The following is an 18368-nucleotide window of genomic DNA, read 5'->3' as shown; positions in this document are numbered from 1 at the left end:
CGCCGCCAGTACCCTATAATAATCAGGAATCGGAGATGTGCTATGTCTGATACCAAACGTAATACCATCGGCAAGTTCGGCTTACTTTCACTCACCTTTGCCGCGGTTTATAGTTTTAATAACGTAATCAACAATAATATTGAGCTTGGTCTGGCATCCGCACCGATGTTTTTCCTCGCGACGATTTTCTACTTTATTCCGTTTTGCTTAATCATCGCCGAATTTGTTTCGCTGAATAAAAACTCCGAAGCCGGTGTCTACGCATGGGTAAAAAGTTCGCTGGGTGGACGTTGGGCATTTATTACTGCCTACACCTACTGGTTCGTTAACCTGTTCTTTTTTACCTCGCTTTTGCCCCGCGTTATTGCCTACGCCTCATATGCTTTTTTAGGCTACGAATACATTCTGACACCGTTCGCAACCACCGTGTTAAGTATGGTGCTGTTTGCCTTCTCCACCTGGGTTTCGACCAATGGTGCAAAAATGTTAGGGCCGATTACCTCGGTCACCTCCACGTTGATGCTGCTGCTGACGCTGTCCTATATTTTACTGGCAGGTACGGCGCTGGTTGGCGGCGTACAGCCTGCTGACCCTATCACCGTAGACGCAATGATCCCGAATTTTAACTGGGCCTTCCTCGGTATCACCACCTGGATTTTTATGGCGGCAGGCGGCGCGGAGTCGGTGGCGGTTTACGTCAACGACGTCAAGGGCGGCTCCAAATCATTCGTGAAGGTCATTATCATTGCCGGGATTTTTATCGGCGTGCTCTATTCCATCTCCTCGGTGCTAATCAACGTCTTCATCAGCAGCAAAGAGCTGAAGTTTACCGGTGGTTCGGTGCAGGTATTCCACGGCCTGGCAGCATATTTCGGCCTGCCGGAACTGGTCGTGAACCGCTTTGTCGGCCTGGTCTCCTTTACCGCGATGTTCGGCTCTCTGCTGATGTGGACCGCCACGCCGGTGAAGATCTTCTTCTCTGAAATTCCGGCGGGTATTTTCGGTAAAAAAACCGTCGAACTGAATGAAAATGGCGTTCCGGCCCGCGCAGCGTGGATCCAGTTCCTGATCGTTATCCCGCTGATGATTATCCCGACGCTCGGCTCCAATACCGTGCAGGATTTAATGAACACTATCATCAACATGACCGCCGCCGCCTCGATGCTGCCGCCGCTGTTTATTATGCTGGCTTACCTGAATCTGCGTGCAAAACTGGACCACTTACCGCGCGACTTCCGTATGGGTTCGCAAAAAACCGGCATTGTTGTGGTGTCGATGCTGATCGTTCTTTTCACCATCGGATTTATTGCCTCTACCTTCCCAACCGGCGGCAATATCATGACCATTATTTTCTATAACGTCGGTGGGATTGTTATTTTCCTCGGTTTTGCCTGGTGGAAATACAGTAAATATATCAAAGGGCTAACCAAAGAAGAAAAAGCTATTGAGGCAGCCCCTGCTTCAGATATCAATTAATGACTAAAACATAATAACAATAAATAATATTCTCCAAGGCTATAACCAAAATAATTCGAGTTGCATGAAGGCGGCAAGTGAGTGAATTCCCAGGAGCATAGATAACTATGTGACTGGGGTGAACGAACGTAGCTAACGCACATGCAGCTTGAAGTATGACGGGTATATAACAATAAAAATTATATTTTATTTGCTTAGGATCGAAGCATGAAAAACATTAGCCATTGTTGCAGGGCAATTATTGCCCTGCCCTTTTTCTGCGTCTCCTCTCTGGGTGCAGAAGAAGTTCGCCCTGCAGAACACGACGACACGAAAACACCAGAAATATCTTCCCCCTCATTTCGCTTTTATGGCGAATTGGGCATGGGAGGATATATGGATTTAGAAGGACAAGACAAACATAAATACAGTGATGGTACCTATATAGAAGGTGGCCTGGAGATAAAACACGGCTCTTGGTTTGGTCTGATCTACGGCGAGGGCTGGACCGTACAGGCCGACCATCAGGGCAATGCCTGGGTTCCTGACCATAGCTGGGGCGGATTCGAGGGCGGGATCAACCGCTTTTACGGCGGTTATCGTACCAATGACGGAACGGAGCTGATGCTCAGCCTGCGCCAGGACTCTTCGCTGGATGACCTGCAATGGTGGGGGGATTTCACTCCAGACCTGGGCTACGTTATTCCCAACACCCGTGACATCATGACTGCCATTAAGGTGCAAAACCTGACCGGTCCTTTGCGCTATAGCGTGACCGCGACGCCCGCCGGACACCACGACGAGAGCAAAGCCTGGCTGCACTTTGGTAAATACGATCGCTACGACGATAAATATACCTATCCGGCCATGATGAACGGCTATATCCAGTACGACCTGACTGAAGGTGTAACCTGGATGAACGGCCTGGAGATAACAGATGGTACCGGACAGCTGTTCCTGACCGGCATCCTTTCGCCCAACTTCGCCGCCCGCGCCTGGCACCACACGGGCCGCGCCGACGGGCTGGATGTGTCCGGCACCGAAACCGGCTATATGGTCAGCGCAATGTATGAAGCGCTAAAAGGCGTTTACCTCTCCACTGCTTATAGCTACGCCAAACACCGACCGGATAGCTATGAGGACGAAACCACTTCCTTTATGCAGTTCGGTATCTGGTATGAATACGGCGGCGGCCGTTTCGCTACCGCCTTCGACAGTCGGTTCTATATGCAGAATGCATCCGGCGACCCGAGCGACCAAATCTTCCTGATGCAATATTTCTATTGGTAACAAGGACCGGAATACCATGAACATGAAACCTATTCTCACGCCGCTGGCCTGTATTCTGCTGATGAACTTCTCCGCACATGCCGCCAGTGCTAACGACTTTAAAAACATCATTAATCGCACCGGTGCGCCGGGCTACATGCATGACTACGATCACGACGACCACCAGCGCTTTAATCCATTTTTCGATCTTGGCGCCTGGCACGGTCATTTGCTCCCGGACGGCCCTGCAACAATGGGCGGCTTTCCAGGCGTGGCTTTGCTGACCGAAGAATACATCAATTTTATGGCCAATAATTTTGACCGTCTGACGGTGTACCAGCACGGTAAAAAGGTCGATTTCGCGCTTGAGGCCTACAGCATTCCCGGCGCGCTGGTGCAAAAGCTGTCATCTAAGCATGTGCAAATAGAGATGACGCTGCGTTTTGCCAGCCCGCGCACCTCGCTGCTGGAAACCAAAATCACCAGCAACACGCCGCTGGATCTGGTGTGGGACGGCGAGCTGCTGGAGAAACTGGAAGCCAAAGAGGGAAAAGCGCTGTCGGATAAAACCATTGATAGCGAATTCCCTGGCTATCAGCGCAAAATCACCGCCACGCACGACGGTCTGAAAGTCACCTTCGGCAAAGTGCGCTCAACCTGGGATCTGCTCACCTCCGGTGAGTCGGAGTATCAGGTGCATAAATCTGTCGCTATGAAAACCACGGTTAACGGTCATCGCTTTACGGGGAAGGCCCATATCAGTGGTTCGACAACCATTTACACCACCTGGTCTCATCTGCTTACCGCCGAGGATGTGGCGAAAGAGCAGCCGCAGATCCGCGATATTCTGGCGCGCCCGGCCTGGTATCTTGCTGCATCACAAAAGCGCTGGGCAGATTATCTGCAAAAAGGCTTAACCAACCCGGATGCCACAACGGAACAAACCCGGGTCGCGGTAAAAGCTATTGAAACGCTAAACGGCAACTGGCGCTCGCCAGGCGGTGCGGTAAAACACAATACCGTGACGCCATCGGTCACCGGCCGCTGGTTCTCCGGCAACCAAACCTGGCCGTGGGACACCTGGAAGCAGGCCTTCGCTATGGCGCACTTTAACCCGGAGATCGCCAAAGAGAATATTCGCGCCGTCTTTTCATGGCAGGTTAAACCCGGTGATCCGGTTCGCCCGCAGGATGCCGGATTCATTCCCGACCTGATTGCCTGGAATCTCAGCCCGGAACGCGGCGGCGACGGCGGTAACTGGAACGAGCGCAACACCAAGCCCAGCCTGGCGGCCTGGTCGGTGATGGAGGTCTACAACGTCACCAAAGACAAGGCCTGGCTCGAAGAGATGTATCCAAAGCTGGTTGCGTATCACGACTGGTGGCTGCGTAACCGCGATCACAACGGCAACGGCGTGCCGGAATACGGCGCTACCCGCGATAAAGCCCACAATACTGACCGCGGCGAAATGTTGTTTACGGTGAAAAAAGGCGACAAGGAAGAAACGCTCTCCGGGCTTAACAACTACGCCACCGTGATCGATAAGGGTCAGTATGACAGCCTGGAGATCCCAGCGCAGGTTGCCGCCTCGTGGGAGTCCGGTCGTGACGATGCGGCTGTATTCGGTTTTATCGATAAAGATCAACTGGATAAATACGTCGCGGGTGGTGGAAAACGCAGCGACTGGGTGGTGAAATTTGCCGAAAATCGCAGTAAAGACGGTAATTTGCTGGGTTACTCGCTGTTGCAGGAGTCAGTCGATCAGGCCAGCTACATGTACAGCGACAACCATTATCTGGCGCAGATGGCAACCCTGCTCGGCAAACACCAAGAGGCGCAACGCTATCGCCAATTGGCGCAAAAACTCGCAGATTACATCAACACCTGCATGTTCGACCCGACAACAAAATTCTATTATGACGTTCGTATTGAGGACCAACCGCTGGCAAACGGCTGTGCGGGTAAACCGATCGTCGAACGTGGCAAAGGGCCGGAAGGCTGGTCGCCGCTGTTTAACGGCGCAGCAACGCAACCCCATGCGGACGCGGTGGTTAAGGTGATGCTCGACCCCAAAGAGTTCAACACCTTTGTCCCGCTTGGCACGGCGGCGCTGACCAACCCGGCTTTTGGTGCGGATATCTACTGGCGCGGGCGCGTCTGGGTGGATCAGTTCTGGTTCGGGCTAAAAGGGATGGAGCGTTACGGCTATCGCGATGACGCGTTAAAACTGGCGGATACCTTCTTCAGCCACGCCAAAGGCCTCACCGCTGACGGTCCGATTCAGGAAAACTATAACCCGCTGACCGGCGCACAGCAGGGCGCACCGAATTTCTCCTGGAGCGCGGCGCATCTCTATATGCTGTATAACGATTTTCTTAAAAAACAGTAGTCTGTGACATAACGCCGGATGGCGCTTCGCTTATCCGGCCTACAAAGACACATTTTCACAGGCCGGATTAGGTGCTTGCACCGATATCCGGCATATTCGTCCTCTGGCTCCACTCCTTTTTTGAATCCCATCACAATCACGGAATTCCCCTTTTCCCTTTTACGCGGCGACGGCTAAATTATTAACTCATCCGACCACATAACAATAATTTTACATACTGGACACCTTTATGAGCTATCCGTCGCTGTTCGCCCCGCTCGATTTAGGCTTCACCACGCTTAAAAACCGCGTGCTGATGGGTTCAATGCATACCGGGCTGGAAGAGTATCCCGATGGTGCAGAACGGCTGGCCGCGTTCTACGCCGAGCGCGCTCGTCACGGCGTAGCGTTAATTGTGAGCGGAGGTATTGCGCCTGCGCTTTCCGGCGTGGGGATGGAAGGCGGTGCGATGCTGAACGACACCAGCCAGCTTGCTCACCATCGCGTCATTACCGATGCTGTGCATGATGAAGGCGGCAAAATCGCCCTGCAAATCCTGCATACCGGACGTTACAGCTACCAGCCGCATCTGGTGGCGCCTTCTGCTATTCAGGCCCCCATTAACCGCTTTACGCCACATGAATTAACGCACGATGAAGTGCTGCAGTTGATTGAAGATTTTGCCCACTGCGCACAGCTGGCGCGGGAAGCGGGCTACGATGGCGTGGAAGTGATGGGGTCGGAAGGGTATCTCATCAACGAATTCCTGACACTGCGTACCAACCAGCGCGATGACCAATGGGGCGGTGAGTATGCCAACCGCATGCGGTTTGCCGTTGAGGTGGTACGAGCGGTACGTCAGCGTGCCGGGAATGACTTTATTATTATCTTCCGCCTGTCGATGCTCGATCTGGTGGAAAACGGCGGAACCTTCGACGAAACCGTTCAGCTGGCGCAGGCTATAGAAGCCGCGGGGGCCACCATTATTAACACCGGTATTGGCTGGCATGAGGCACGTATTCCCACTATCGCTACCCCGGTACCGCGCGGTGCGTTTAGTTGGGTGACGCGTAAGCTGAAAGGGCATGTGACAATCCCACTGGTCACCACCAACCGCATTAACGATCCCCAGGTCGCCGATGACATTTTGGCCCGTGGTGATGCCGATATGGTGTCGATGGCCCGTCCGTTCCTCGCCGATGCCGAACTGCTGTCAAAAGCGCAAACCGGACGAGCGGATGAGATCAACACCTGTATCGGCTGTAACCAGGCCTGTCTGGATCAGATCTTCGTCGGCAAAGTCACCTCTTGCCTGGTCAATCCGCGCGCCTGCCATGAAACCAAAATGCCGATCGTTGCGGCAGCTGTGCCGAAAAATCTGGCGGTTGTCGGTGCGGGGCCTGCGGGCCTCGCCTTCGCCATTAATGCCGCAGCGCGCGGGCATCACGTGACGCTGTTTGACGCACATGGCGAGATTGGCGGGCAGTTTAATATCGCCAAACAGATCCCCGGCAAAGAAGAATTCTATGAAACCCTGCGCTACTACCGCCGGATGATCGACGTGACTGGCGTGACCCTGAAGCTGAATCACTTTGTCAGCGCACACGATCTGCACACCTTCGACGAAGTGATCCTTGCCAGTGGGATCGAGCCACGCATGCCGCCGATCGAGGGGATCGATCATCCTAAAGTGCTGAGCTATCTCGACGTGCTGCGCGATAAAACGCCGGTGGGTAAACGCGTGGCAATCGTGGGCTGCGGCGGGATCGGTTTCGATACCGCAATGTATCTGAGTCAGCCCGGTGAACCCACCAGCCAGAACATAGCGGAGTTCTGCGTGGAATGGGGGATCGACACCAGCCTGCAACAGCCTGGCGGCTTACGCCCGGAAGGTCCGCACCTATCCCGCAGCCCGCGCCAGATAGTGATGCTGCAGCGAAAAGCCAGCAAACCGGGACAAGGTTTAGGTAAAACGACGGGCTGGATCCATCGCGCCACCCTGCTCTCACGCGGCGTGAAAATGATCCCGGCAGTCAGCTATCAGAAGATTGATGATGATGGGTTACACGTTGTGTTGAACGGCGAACCGGTGATCTTTAACGTGGATAACGTGGTGATTTGCGCCGGACAAGAGCCGCGCCGTGAACTGGTCGATCCGCTGCACGCGGCAGGTAAAACGGTGCATCTGATCGGCGGCTGCGATGTGGCGATGGAACTGGATGCCCGACGCGCTATTGCGCAAGGCACCAGGCTGGCACTGGAAATTTAACAGGATGTATTTCGTAGGCCGGATAAGGCGTTAGCCGCATCCGGCACCCGCTATTACCGACGGCGACCTGTTTTGACCGCTTTCAGCACCACGAATTTATTATTGGTGGCGATGGTTACGCAATTGCCGAAAATCTTCTTCAGCTTGTGGAAGTAGTCGAGGTGACGGTTAGCCACAATGTACAGCTCACCGTTGATTTTCAGGCAGCGACGGGCGTGGTGGAACATTTCCCAGGCAATGTTATCCGTCAGCGCGTGCTTCTGGTGGAACGGTGGGTTGCACAGCACAGCGTTAAAGCGGAACGGTTCGACGCCAGACAGCGCGTTGTTAATCATAAACTCGCAGCGATCCAGCGCTTCAGGCATGTTACTTTCCACGTTCAGGCGGCTTGAAGCCACCGCCATTGGCGATTCATCAACAAATACCACACTGGCTTCTGGGTTTTTCGCCAGCAGCGTCATACCGATGACGCCGTTACCGCAGCCAAGGTCAACAATCTCCCCTTCGAGGTTTTCCGGCAGATGCTCGATAAAAAAGCGCGCGCCGATATCCAGCCCGGTACGGGAGAAGACGTTGGCGTGGTTATGGATAGTCCAGTCGGTGCCTTCCAGCTTCCAGCTTAGCGTTTGTGAGGCAGCGGCCAGCTCCGGTTTGCTGAACGTACAGTTGATCAAACGCGCTTTTTTCCACGCCAGCGTCGTGGTGGTTGGACCCAGCACTTTTTCAAACAGTTCCAGCGTCGAGGTATGTACATCACGCGCTTTTGCCCCGGCGATGATGCGCGTTTCTGGCGTTACCACTTCGCGCAGCGCACGCAGTTGCTGCTCCAGCAGCGCCATGGTTTTTGGCAGCTTAATCAGCACCACACCCGGCGCCTGCGGATAGTCAGCGGTACTGTCGAGGAACTTGACGCTCGACTCGGCAATGTCGTTGTGACGCAGGTTCTCGCGCGTGGCAAGCTCGCTGAGATAGGAATCGCCGATGCTGTACGGCGTATGTTCCGCCAGCGCACAGCCCAGCGCGCCGAAGGTATCATTCAGGATCAGCACCGGGCCGCTAATCTCGGTATCGTCCAGCTGTTGCAGCAGATATTCATCTGCAGCTTCCCACGCCAGCAGCGGGTTAACGTCATCCGTTTCCGGGAAACGTTTAAGTGACAGCGAACGGAAACCGTTGTCTATGTGGCTCATCGGCCCTCCTGAATGGTAAAATTTCGGCGTATCCCTGAAAAGGGTGCGTGAGTATACACTTTTATGATTTGCGTGGACATGAATGAACCAACTAACTTACCTCCAGGGCTACCCGGAACATTTGCTTTCTCAAGTGAGAACGCTGATTGCTGAGCAGCGCCTGGGCGCAGTGCTGGAGAAGCGCTATCCGGGTACGCATGACTTCGCGACCGACAAAGCGCTCTGGCAATATACTCAGGATCTGAAAAATCAGTTTCTGCGTAACGCCCCGCCGCTGAATAAAGTCATGTATGACAGTAAGATCCACGTTCTGAATAATGCGTTGGGGCTGCATACCGCCGTCTCTCGCGTGCAGGGCGGTAAGCTCAAAGCCAAAGCGGAGATCCGCGTCGCCACCGTGTTTCGCAGCGCCCCAGAACCCTTTTTACGCATGATCGTCGTTCATGAACTGGCGCATCTGAAGGAAAAAGAGCACGACAAAGCGTTTTACCAGCTTTGCTGTCATATGGAGCCTCAGTATCATCAACTGGAGTTCGATACCCGCCTGTGGTTAACGCAACAATCGTTAAAGCAAACTGCGTAGTCGCGCACTGGCTTTGTCTTCAGGGCATGCTAAATTGACGAAAGAATCCCTTTTCGCAGCCTGAAGGCCTTTATGATACGTTTCGCAGTAATTGGCACAAACTGGATCACCCGCCAGTTTGTCGATGCCGCCCATGAAACCGGCAAATATAAGTTAACCGCAGTCTATTCTCGTAGCCTTGAGCAGGCGCAGACCTTCGCCAACGATTACCCTGTCGAACATCTGTTTACCTCGCTGGAAGCGATGGCGCAAAGCGAGGCGATCGACGCCGTCTACATCGCCAGTCCAAACTCCCTGCACTTTCCACAGACCGAGCTGTTTTTGCGGCACAAAAAGCATGTTATTTGCGAAAAGCCGCTGGCCTCCAATCTGGCGCAAGCCGAAGCCGCTATCGCCTGCGCGCGTGAGAATCGGGTCGTGCTGTTTGAAGCGTTTAAAACCGCCTACCTGCCTAATTTCCTGCTGTTACAGCAATCACTACCCAGAGTAGGAAAAATCAGGAAAGCGTTTATCAATTACTGCCAGTACTCCTCGCGTTACCAGCGCTATCTGGACGGTGAAAATCCGAACACGTTTAATCCGGCGTTCTCCAATGGCTCGATTATGGATATCGGTTTTTACTGCCTGGCCTCAGCGGTTGCGCTGTGGGGCGAACCGCAGAGCGTTCAGGCCAGCGCCAGCCTGCTGGAAAGTGGCGTGGATGCCCACGGCGTGGTAGTGCTGAATTACGGTGATTTCAGCGTTACGCTCCAGCACTCAAAAGTAAGCGACTCGGTATTAGCCAGTGAAATTCAGGGCGAGTCGGGATCGCTGGTCATCGAGCATATCTCCGAATGCCAAAAGGTGTGCTTCGTGCCACGCGGTGGGAAAACGCAGGATCTGACGACGCCTCAACACATCAATACTATGCTGTATGAGGCAGAGGCTTTTGCCCATTTGGTTGAATCTGGCGAAGTGGATCACCCGGCACTGGCCGTCAGCCGTATCACCGCCAAACTGCAAACGGAGATTCGCCGCCAGACCGGCGTGGTTTTCCCGGCAGACGAAGCGGAAACATCGCTGACTGCGTAAAGGTGTGTAAAACGAATGTTGCGGGCCATTGACTGAAAGCATGGCCTGTAATATTTTGTAACCCGCAAAGGGGAGTAACTTCGTTGTCGGTTGATCGTCATTACGATGTGTGAAAAACCACATCCGGTCACCGGGCGATAACAAAGGAATACGCCACCGTATTCCTTTGTTGTTGTAAGTGAGACCTTGCCGAATGGCAAGGTCTATGCATAAAAAGCAGCGGCTAACGTCATTCGGCGTTGGCCGTTTTTTTTATGCATGGGGAAATACAATGAATACTGTCGGCACACCGTTGTTATGGGGTGGCTTCGCTGTCGTAGTGGTAATTATGCTGGCCATCGACCTGCTGTTGCAGGGGCGTCGTGGCGCGCATACGATGTCAATGAAGCAGGCTGCGGCCTGGTCAATCGTCTGGGTAACGCTGTCGTTACTGTTTAACGCTGCCTTCTGGTGGTACCTGGCGGAAACCCAGGGGCGAGCCGTTGCCGACCCACAGGCGCTGGCGTTCCTGACCGGCTATTTGATCGAAAAATCGCTGGCGGTAGATAACGTCTTTGTCTGGTTGATGCTGTTCAGCTACTTCTCCGTACCGCCTGCGTTGCAGCGTCGGGTACTGGTGTATGGCGTGCTGGGTGCGATTGTGCTGCGTACGATCATGATCTTCGCGGGCAGCTGGCTTATCACCCAGTTTGAGTGGCTGTTGTACGTGTTCGGCGCGTTCCTGTTGTTTACCGGCGTGAAGATGGCGCTGGCGAAAGAAGATGCCTCCGGTATTGGCGACAGACCGTTAGTACGCTGGCTGCGCGGTCATTTGCGCATGACCGATACCATCGAAGATGAAAAATTCTTCGTGCGTAAAAACGGCCTGCTGTTTGTTACGCCGCTGATGCTGGTGTTGATTCTGGTTGAGCTGAGCGATGTGATTTTCGCCGTCGACAGTATTCCGGCTATCTTTGCCGTGACCACCGACCCGTTCATCGTGCTGACCTCGAACCTGTTTGCTATTTTGGGTCTGCGTGCGATGTACTTCCTGCTGGCGGGCGTGGCGGAGCGTTTCTCCATGCTGAAGTACGGCTTGTCGGTCATTTTGGTGTTTATCGGTATTAAGATGCTGATCGTCGATTTCTACCATATCCCGATCGCTATCTCGTTAGGCGTGGTATTTGGCATTCTGTTTGTGACGCTGGTTGTTAACGCGTGGGTCAACCACCAGCACGATAAAAAGCAGCAAATACAGTAAGTTTCATCTGCTAGCTGAAAAGCCCGACAGCACACTGCGTGCGTCGGGCTTTTTGTTTATCATGTCAAAATAATGTTAAGTTAAAGTTATAAAATATGATCTCAACGCGGAATCCAGGATATTTCGCTTCCCGAACCGCGTTCTTTCCTTATACTCAGCCATGCAAACATTTGCCCGATCCTGAAAGATGCGTCAACAGAACGCACAAAGGTAAGGCAACAACACAATGAAAGGATTACTACATGACTACGCAACGTTCATCGGGGCTACTCTCGCGTTTGGCGCAAGGGAGCCTGGTTAAACAAATTTTGATCGGTTTGGTACTGGGGATTTTACTGGCACTGGTGTCAAAACCTGCGGCTGAAGCCGTTGGTTTGCTGGGTACGCTGTTCGTCGGCGCATTAAAAGCCGTCGCGCCAATTCTGGTTCTGATGCTGGTGATGGCTTCTATCGCCAACCACCAGCACGGGCAAAAAACCAATATCCGCCCCATTCTGTTCCTCTACCTGCTCGGAACATTTTCAGCGGCATTAACCGCCGTTGTCTTCAGCTTTGCTTTCCCATCAACACTGCATCTTTCCAGCAGCGCGGGGGATATCGTACCGCCATCCGGGATTGTGGAAGTGATGCGTAGCCTGCTGATGAGCATGGTTTCTAACCCAATTGATGCTCTGCTGAACGCCAACTATATTGGTATTCTGGTATGGGCTGTCGGCCTGGGCTTTGCACTGCGCCACGGCAATGAAACGACCAAAAATCTGGTCAATGATATGTCCAACGCCGTCACCTTTATGGTGAAGTTGGTCATTCGTTTCGCACCGATCGGTATCTTCGGCCTGGTCTCCTCCACGCTGGCAACCACCGGTTTCGCAACGCTTTGGGGCTACGCCCAACTGCTGACCGTACTGGTAGGCTGTATGCTGCTGGTGGCGTTTGTGGTCAACCCACTGCTGGTCTTCTGGAAAATTCGCCGTAACCCGTACCCGCTGGTGCTGGCCTGTCTGCGTGAAAGTGGCGTGTATGCCTTCTTTACCCGCAGTTCGGCGGCAAATATTCCGGTGAACATGGCACTGTGTGAGAAGCTGAATCTGGATCGTGATACCTATTCGGTGTCTATCCCGCTGGGCGCCACCATCAATATGGCGGGCGCGGCGATCACCATTACCGTACTGACGCTGGCGGCGGTGAATACGCTGGGTGTTCCGGTTGATTTACCGACGGCGCTGTTACTGAGCGTGGTGGCTTCACTGTGTGCCTGCGGTGCATCGGGCGTGGCGGGCGGTTCTCTGCTACTGATCCCGCTGGCATGTAATATGTTCGGTATCCCGAATGACATCGCCATGCAGGTTGTTGCCGTTGGCTTTATCATCGGCGTATTGCAGGATTCCTGTGAAACGGCGCTGAACTCTTCTACAGACGTCCTGTTTACCGCTGCGGCCTGCCAGGCTGAAGACGAACGTCTGGCAAATAACGCCCTGCGCGGATAATCTCTAAGCCCCTCCGTCATCAGGCGGAGGGGTTCTCTTCTTGTACGCTTTTTTCAATTTTGAACGGATCAATTCCGCGTTTTTGCATCCGCCGGAAGCGAATAATGTTCAGGCCGTTCATCACCAGAAAACTCCCTTCGATCATCGTCCCACCAATCGATCCCAGCCAGAAATTATGGATAACCCAACAGGCAGTTGCGCACCACATGACGCAGCGCACGGTTAACCCTTTGCAGCGAAACAGCGCCCAGGTGCTGGCCAGCGTGCCAATTATCGGCAACAGCTCCATCGCATGCTGTAATTTCGCCAGCCCGAGAACCAGGGTGAGGACAATAAAAAGGGTCATTACCCACAGTTTGCGGGTATGCATTGAGACAAGTGTGCGGATGGTGTTGAGTTCTGCGCTCATGCCTGCAGGCCAGGCGCCCATCAGGAAAAAATGCACGCCAATGGTGGCGCTATAGACGGCGAGTTGCAGCCGGAACCGGCGCTCATCGCGATTGAAAAAGGTGGTAATGCCGATCAGAAAGGCGATGACACCTACGCCCTGGGCCAGCCAATACGCGGTCATGCAAGCAACCCCAATTCTATCTCGTAGGCCGGATAAGGCGAGTTCGCCGCCATCCGGCAACGGTTTGTGCCTGATGGCGCTGCGCTTATCAGGCCTACGGTTTGCGCAGACCTGCATGCAGGTACCATCAGGTATTTACTACAACGTTACGCCGCTTTTAAATATCGCTAACTCTCTAAAATCATTCCGCTCGTTGCAGGTTTGCTTGCCGTTGGCGAAATCGACGATGGTATCGACAAATTCTTCCAGTAACTGCGGCATCGCTTTACCATGGATCAACTGTCCAGCGTCAAAATCGATCCAGTGCTTTTTCTTCGCCGCCAGCTCGCTGTTGGTGGCAATTTTCACCGTCGGCACAAAACCACCGTAAGGTGTACCTCGACCGGTACTGAACAGCACCATATGACAGCCCGCGCCCGCCAGGGCGCTGGTCGCCACCGCATCGTTACCCGGTGCGCTCAGCAGGTTCAGACCATGCGTCTTCAGACGTTCGCCGTAGCGCAGTACGTCCACCACCTGGCTGGAGCCTGCTTTTTGCGTGCAGCCGAGAGATTTATCTTCCAGCGTGGTGATACCGCCCGCTTTGTTGCCCGGCGATGGGTTCTCGTAGATCGGCTGGTCGTGAGCAATGAAGTACTGCTTGAAGTCATTGACCATGGTGACCAGCTTGCCAAAGGTTTCTTCATCGCGGCAGTGGTCCATCAGCAGTTGCTCGGCGCCGAACATTTCCGGTACTTCGGTCAGTACGGTGGTGCCGCCGTTGGCAATCACGTAGTCAGAAAAACGACCCAGCATCGGGTTGGCGGTAATACCGGACAGGCCGTCAGAGCCGCCGCATTCCAGACCAAACTTCAGCTCACCCAGTTTACCTGGCTCACGCTTATCGTTACGCATCACGTTGTACAACTGGTGAAGATGTTCAATCCCCGCTTCCACTTCGTCTTCCTGATGTTGGCAGACCATGAAGTGAACGCGCTCAGGATCGTACTCGCCTAAGGTTTCGCGGAAGGCATCAACCTGGTTGTTTTCACAACCAAGGCCAACCACCAGCACCGCACCCGCATTCGGGTGACGCACCATGTTTTGCAGCATGGTGCGGGTGTTAATGTGGTCGTCGCCGAGCTGTGAACAGCCGTAGGTGTGGCTGAAGAGATGTACGCCGTCGATTCCTTCGGCATCGTTAGTCTCTTTCAGAAAACGGTTCTGCATCTGGCGCGCCATGGCGTTAACACAGCCAACCGTCGGTAGGATCCACAGTTCGTTGCGCACGCCAACATCGCCGTTGGCACGACGGTAGATCTGCACATCGCGATCCGCCGGTTGTGCAACTTCCGCCTGAAAATCAGGGTGGTAGCTATACGTGTCCAGGTCGCTCAGATTGGTGCGCGTGTTGTGAGCATGAATATGCTCACCCGCCGCAACGTCCACCAGCGTATGGCCAATTGGCAAACCGTATTTAATGACGTTTTCGCCTTTCGCAATATCGCGTAAAGCGAATTTATGGCCACGAGAGACCGCCTGACGCAGGGTTACCGCCTGCCCATCAACGGTGACTTCGGTTCCTTCAGCCAAATCAGCGAGCGCTACCGCGACGTTATCCAGCGCATGGATCTTGATGTATTGCATACCTTCACCTGGACCTTAGTTCAGTTCAATGGCGAAGTAATCACGCGCATTGTTAAAGCAAATATTTCTGACCATTTCACCCAGCAACTGGATATCTGCCGGTGCTTCACCTGCAGCAACCCAACGGCCAATCATCTGGCACAGAATCCGACGGAAGTATTCATGGCGCGTGTATGACAGGAAGCTACGGCTATCGGTCAGCATGCCGACGAAACGGCTCAGCAGGCCGAGCTGGGCCAGCTGCGTCATCTGACGTTCCATCCCGTCTTTCTGATCGTTGAACCACCAGCCGGAACCGAACTGCATCTTGCCCGGCATACCTTCGCCCTGGAAGTTGCCGATCATGGTGCCCAGCACTTCGTTATCACGCGGGTTCAGGCAGTAGAGAATGGTTTTCGGCAGCAGGTTCTGTTCGTTCTGCTTGCTCAGCAGTTTGGACAGTTCTTCAGCCATCGGACGGTCATTGATGGAGTCGAAGCCAACATCCGCGCCCAACAGTTTGAACTGGCGCAGGTTGTTATTACGCAGCGCGCCGATGTGGTACTGCTGTACCCATTCGCGACGAGCATATTCCGCACCAAGGAACACCAGCACGGCAGTTTTAAACTGGGCAACTTCATGCTCGCTCAGGGTTTCACCCGCCAGGCGACGCGCCAGAATGCTATCCAGTTCAGATTCGTTAGATTCGGCAAACAGCACCACGTCCAGCGCGTGGTCAGAAACTTTACAGCCGTGAGCCGCGAAGTGATCCAGACGTTTGGTCAGTGCAGCTTGCAGATCGCTGAAGCGGCGGATATCCGTGTCAGACACTTCACCAAGCTTCGCCATGTAGTCATTAAAGGTCGCCAGCTCAATATTAAAGGCTTTATCCGGACGCCAGCTCGGCAGCACTTTCACATCAAAGCTTCCGTCTTTAGCAACGGCCGCATGGTGCTCCAGAGAGTCGATCGGGTCATCGGTAGTGCCGACCATTTTCACATACATCTGCTGCATGATGCCGCGCGCGGAGAATTTATCCTGCGCCAGCAGCTCGTTGCACTGGTTCCAGATTTCATCAGCAGTCGCAGGAGAAAGCAGCTTACCTGTAATACCAAACGGGCGACGTAATTCGAGGTGGGTCCAGTGGTACAGCGGGTTACCGATAGTGTGCGGAACCGTGGCGGCCCATGCGTCAAACTTCTCGCGATCGGACGCATCGCCGGTACACAAGCGCTCAGCGACGCCATTGGTACGCATCGCACGCCATTTGTAGTGATCACCCTTCAGCCAGATGTCATACAGGTTATTAAAACGGTAGTTTTCAGCGATTTGTTGCGGTGGTAAATGGCAGTGGTAATCAAAGATCGGCTGGTCTTTGGCGTAATCATGGTACAGACGGCGGGCAAATTCGGTGTCCAGCAGGAAATCTTCAGTCATAAACGGGGTCATTATCGTCTTCCTCTCAACGAGTGCGTCAGATTGCTTATGTTTTGATGTTGACAAAGTTATCACACCAATTTCCATACACTGAAGATATTTTCGTGAGTTAGATCAACAAATGGTAACAAAAAAATTACTCTCAAAGAGGTAAATCACGCGTCAAGCCGCGCCAGTGCTGGCTTTGCTGAATCGAAATAATGACCACACGAAGATTCACACTTTTGTGATGGCACTCACCTTTTAAAGCTGTATGACAAGTTATCTTTTGGCCGTCGCGATACATAAGCCGACGGAATGCAAATTACCGATGTATCACCATCGGATTGACCGGTACGGAAACCGAATTAGCACAATTATTGACATGGCAAAGTTCGGGGAGTACCGGCTTTTTTTCGGTCCCCCCTCGTAAAAGAACATCCTCCGCCCTGAACTGGAAGATGACCGCTCGTTCGCGGACATAACAAAACGATGAGGTTTTACATGCGTAAAATTAAAGGGTTACGTTGGTACATGATTGCACTGGTGACGCTTGGCACCGTGCTGGGTTACCTGACACGTAACACTGTGGCGGCAGCTGCGCCAACTCTGATGGAAGAGTTACACATCTCCACTCAACAGTATTCCTATATCATCGCAGCGTATTCTGCTGCTTACACCGTAATGCAACCCGTTGCCGGCTACGTGCTCGATGTGCTCGGCACAAAAGTTGGTTACGCGATGTTCGCCGTTCTGTGGGCCGTCTTCTGTGGCGCGACCGCACTGGCTGGCAGTTGGGGTGGACTGGCGCTGGCGCGTGGCGCGGTAGGTGCCGCTGAAGCCGCAATGATCCCTGCGGGTTTGAAAGCCAGTTCTGAGTGGTTCCCGGCAAAAGAACGTTCAATTGCCGTTGGGTACTTTAACGTCGGCTCTTCTATCGGTGCGATGATTGCTCCGCCGCTGGTCGTCTGGGCAATCGTCATGCACAGCTGGCAGATGGCATTCATTATTTCCGGTGCGCTGAGCTTCATCTGGGCGATGTGCTGGCTTGTGTTCTACAAACACCCGCGCGACCAGAAAAAACTGTCTGATGAAGAACGTGATTACATTCTGAATGGTCAGGAATCACAACATAAAAACGCGACCTCGAAAAAAATGTCGCTCGGTCAGATCCTGCGTAACCGCCAGTTCTGGGGCATCGCGCTGCCGCGTTTCCTGGCAGAGCCGGCCTGGGGTACCTTCAACGCCTGGATCCCGCTGTTCATGTTTAAAGTCTACGGCTTTAACCTGAAAGAGATTGCGATGTTTGCCTGGATGCCGATGCTGTTTGCTGACCTGGGCTGTATCGTTGGGGGCTACTTACCGCCGCTGTTCCAGCGCTGGTTCGGCGTTAACCTGATCGTTTCACGTAAAATGGTCGTCACCATGGGCGCATTGCTGATGATTGGCCCAGGGATGATTGGTCTGTTCACCAGCCCGTACATTGCTATCGCCCTGCTGTGCGTCGGAGGCTTTGCTCACCAGGCGCTGTCCGGTGCGCTGATTACGCTTTCTTCTGACGTATTTGGTCGTAATGAAGTGGCAACAGCAAACGGTCTGACCGGTATGTCCGCCTGGCTTGCCAGTACGCTGTTTGCACTGGTTGTTGGCGCACTGGCTGACACTATCGGCTTTAGCCCGCTGTTCGCCGTACTGGCGGTATTCGACCTGCTCGGCGCACTCGTTATCTGGACGGTCTTGCAAAACAAATCGGCCAGCGAGGTCGACTCGGGATCACAGACTGGCGATCCCGCTCCGCAAAATTAACCCGCTGCTTTTCATCAAGGGTATATAATGCAAAGCCG

13 protein-coding genes are annotated in these 18368 nt (G+C 53.6%); 9 read left to right on the top strand and 4 right to left on the bottom strand.

What is annotated here, in order from left to right; genetic code table 11:
- The first annotated feature begins 42 nt into the window (after positions 1 to 42).
- The 4 genes from GHC22_RS03040 (at position 43) to GHC22_RS03025 (ending at position 7361) form a co-directional block, all read left to right on the top strand.
- Entirely contained in the window at positions 43 to 1476 is a 1434-nt protein-coding gene (locus GHC22_RS03040; RefSeq protein WP_153752178.1) for an amino acid permease, read from the top strand.
- A gap of 207 nt (positions 1477 to 1683) precedes the next feature.
- Complete coding sequence (gene ygjJ, locus GHC22_RS03035) at positions 1684 to 2745, top strand: protein YgjJ (protein WP_153752176.1); 1062 nt, start codon at positions 1684 to 1686, stop codon at positions 2743 to 2745.
- Between the two features lie 16 nt (positions 2746 to 2761).
- Positions 2762 to 5113, top strand: coding sequence for an alpha-glucosidase (gene ygjK / locus GHC22_RS03030; RefSeq protein ID WP_153752174.1), 2352 nt, complete (start codon positions 2762 to 2764; stop codon positions 5111 to 5113).
- 229 nt (positions 5114 to 5342) lie between these two features.
- Positions 5343 to 7361 (top strand): NADPH-dependent 2,4-dienoyl-CoA reductase, encoded by a 2019-nt coding sequence (locus GHC22_RS03025; RefSeq protein WP_103284688.1) that lies wholly within the window; start codon positions 5343 to 5345, stop codon positions 7359 to 7361.
- Between the two features lie 53 nt (positions 7362 to 7414).
- Here GHC22_RS03025 and rlmG read toward each other — a convergent pair whose 3' ends face one another.
- Positions 7415 to 8551: a 23S rRNA (guanine(1835)-N(2))-methyltransferase RlmG gene (gene rlmG / locus GHC22_RS03020; protein WP_008785866.1), complete on the bottom strand. Its 1137-nt coding sequence runs from the start codon at positions 8549 to 8551 to the stop codon at positions 7415 to 7417.
- Positions 8552 to 8633: 82 nt separating this feature from the next.
- Between rlmG and GHC22_RS03015 the strand changes: the two genes are divergently transcribed.
- The 4 genes from GHC22_RS03015 (at position 8634) to sstT (ending at position 12932) form a co-directional block, all read left to right on the top strand.
- Positions 8634 to 9134, top strand: a complete 501-nt coding sequence (locus GHC22_RS03015; protein WP_003828546.1) for a M48 family metallopeptidase — start codon at positions 8634 to 8636, stop codon at positions 9132 to 9134.
- Between the two features lie 72 nt (positions 9135 to 9206).
- Positions 9207 to 10205, top strand: a complete 999-nt coding sequence (locus GHC22_RS03010) for a Gfo/Idh/MocA family protein (protein WP_008785868.1) — start codon at positions 9207 to 9209, stop codon at positions 10203 to 10205.
- Positions 10206 to 10476: 271 nt separating this feature from the next.
- Positions 10477 to 11445, top strand: coding sequence for a TerC family protein (locus GHC22_RS03005; protein ID WP_048216385.1), 969 nt, complete (start codon positions 10477 to 10479; stop codon positions 11443 to 11445).
- A 242-nt stretch (positions 11446 to 11687) separates the two neighbouring features.
- On the top strand, positions 11688 to 12932 hold the full coding sequence (gene sstT / locus GHC22_RS03000) for a serine/threonine transporter SstT (protein WP_048215489.1): 1245 nt from the start codon (positions 11688 to 11690) through the stop codon (positions 12930 to 12932).
- Positions 12933 to 12951: 19 nt separating this feature from the next.
- Here sstT and GHC22_RS02995 read toward each other — a convergent pair whose 3' ends face one another.
- From GHC22_RS02995 to uxaC, 3 genes are all read right to left on the bottom strand, one after another.
- On the bottom strand, positions 12952 to 13503 hold the full coding sequence (locus GHC22_RS02995) for a YgjV family protein (RefSeq protein WP_048236817.1): 552 nt from the start codon (positions 13501 to 13503) through the stop codon (positions 12952 to 12954).
- A gap of 138 nt (positions 13504 to 13641) precedes the next feature.
- Positions 13642 to 15129 carry a UxaA family hydrolase gene (locus GHC22_RS02990; RefSeq protein WP_008785871.1) on the bottom strand — a complete coding sequence of 496 codons (1488 nt, stop codon included), beginning with the start codon at positions 15127 to 15129 and terminating at the stop codon, positions 13642 to 13644.
- Between the two features lie 15 nt (positions 15130 to 15144).
- Entirely contained in the window at positions 15145 to 16557 is a 1413-nt protein-coding gene (gene uxaC / locus GHC22_RS02985; RefSeq protein WP_153752172.1) for a glucuronate isomerase, read from the bottom strand.
- A 471-nt stretch (positions 16558 to 17028) separates the two neighbouring features.
- Here uxaC and GHC22_RS02980 point away from each other — a divergent pair, with 471 nt between their 5' ends.
- Positions 17029 to 18330: an MFS transporter gene (locus tag GHC22_RS02980; protein ID WP_003828557.1), complete on the top strand. Its 1302-nt coding sequence runs from the start codon at positions 17029 to 17031 to the stop codon at positions 18328 to 18330.
- Positions 18331 to 18368 lie beyond the last annotated feature (38 nt).

The organism is Citrobacter sp. H12-3-2 (genome assembly GCF_009649895.1).
GTDB classification, from domain to species: Bacteria; Pseudomonadota; Gammaproteobacteria; order Enterobacterales; family Enterobacteriaceae; genus Citrobacter; species Citrobacter portucalensis.
This window is presented reverse-complemented; position numbering and strand designations above follow the sequence as displayed.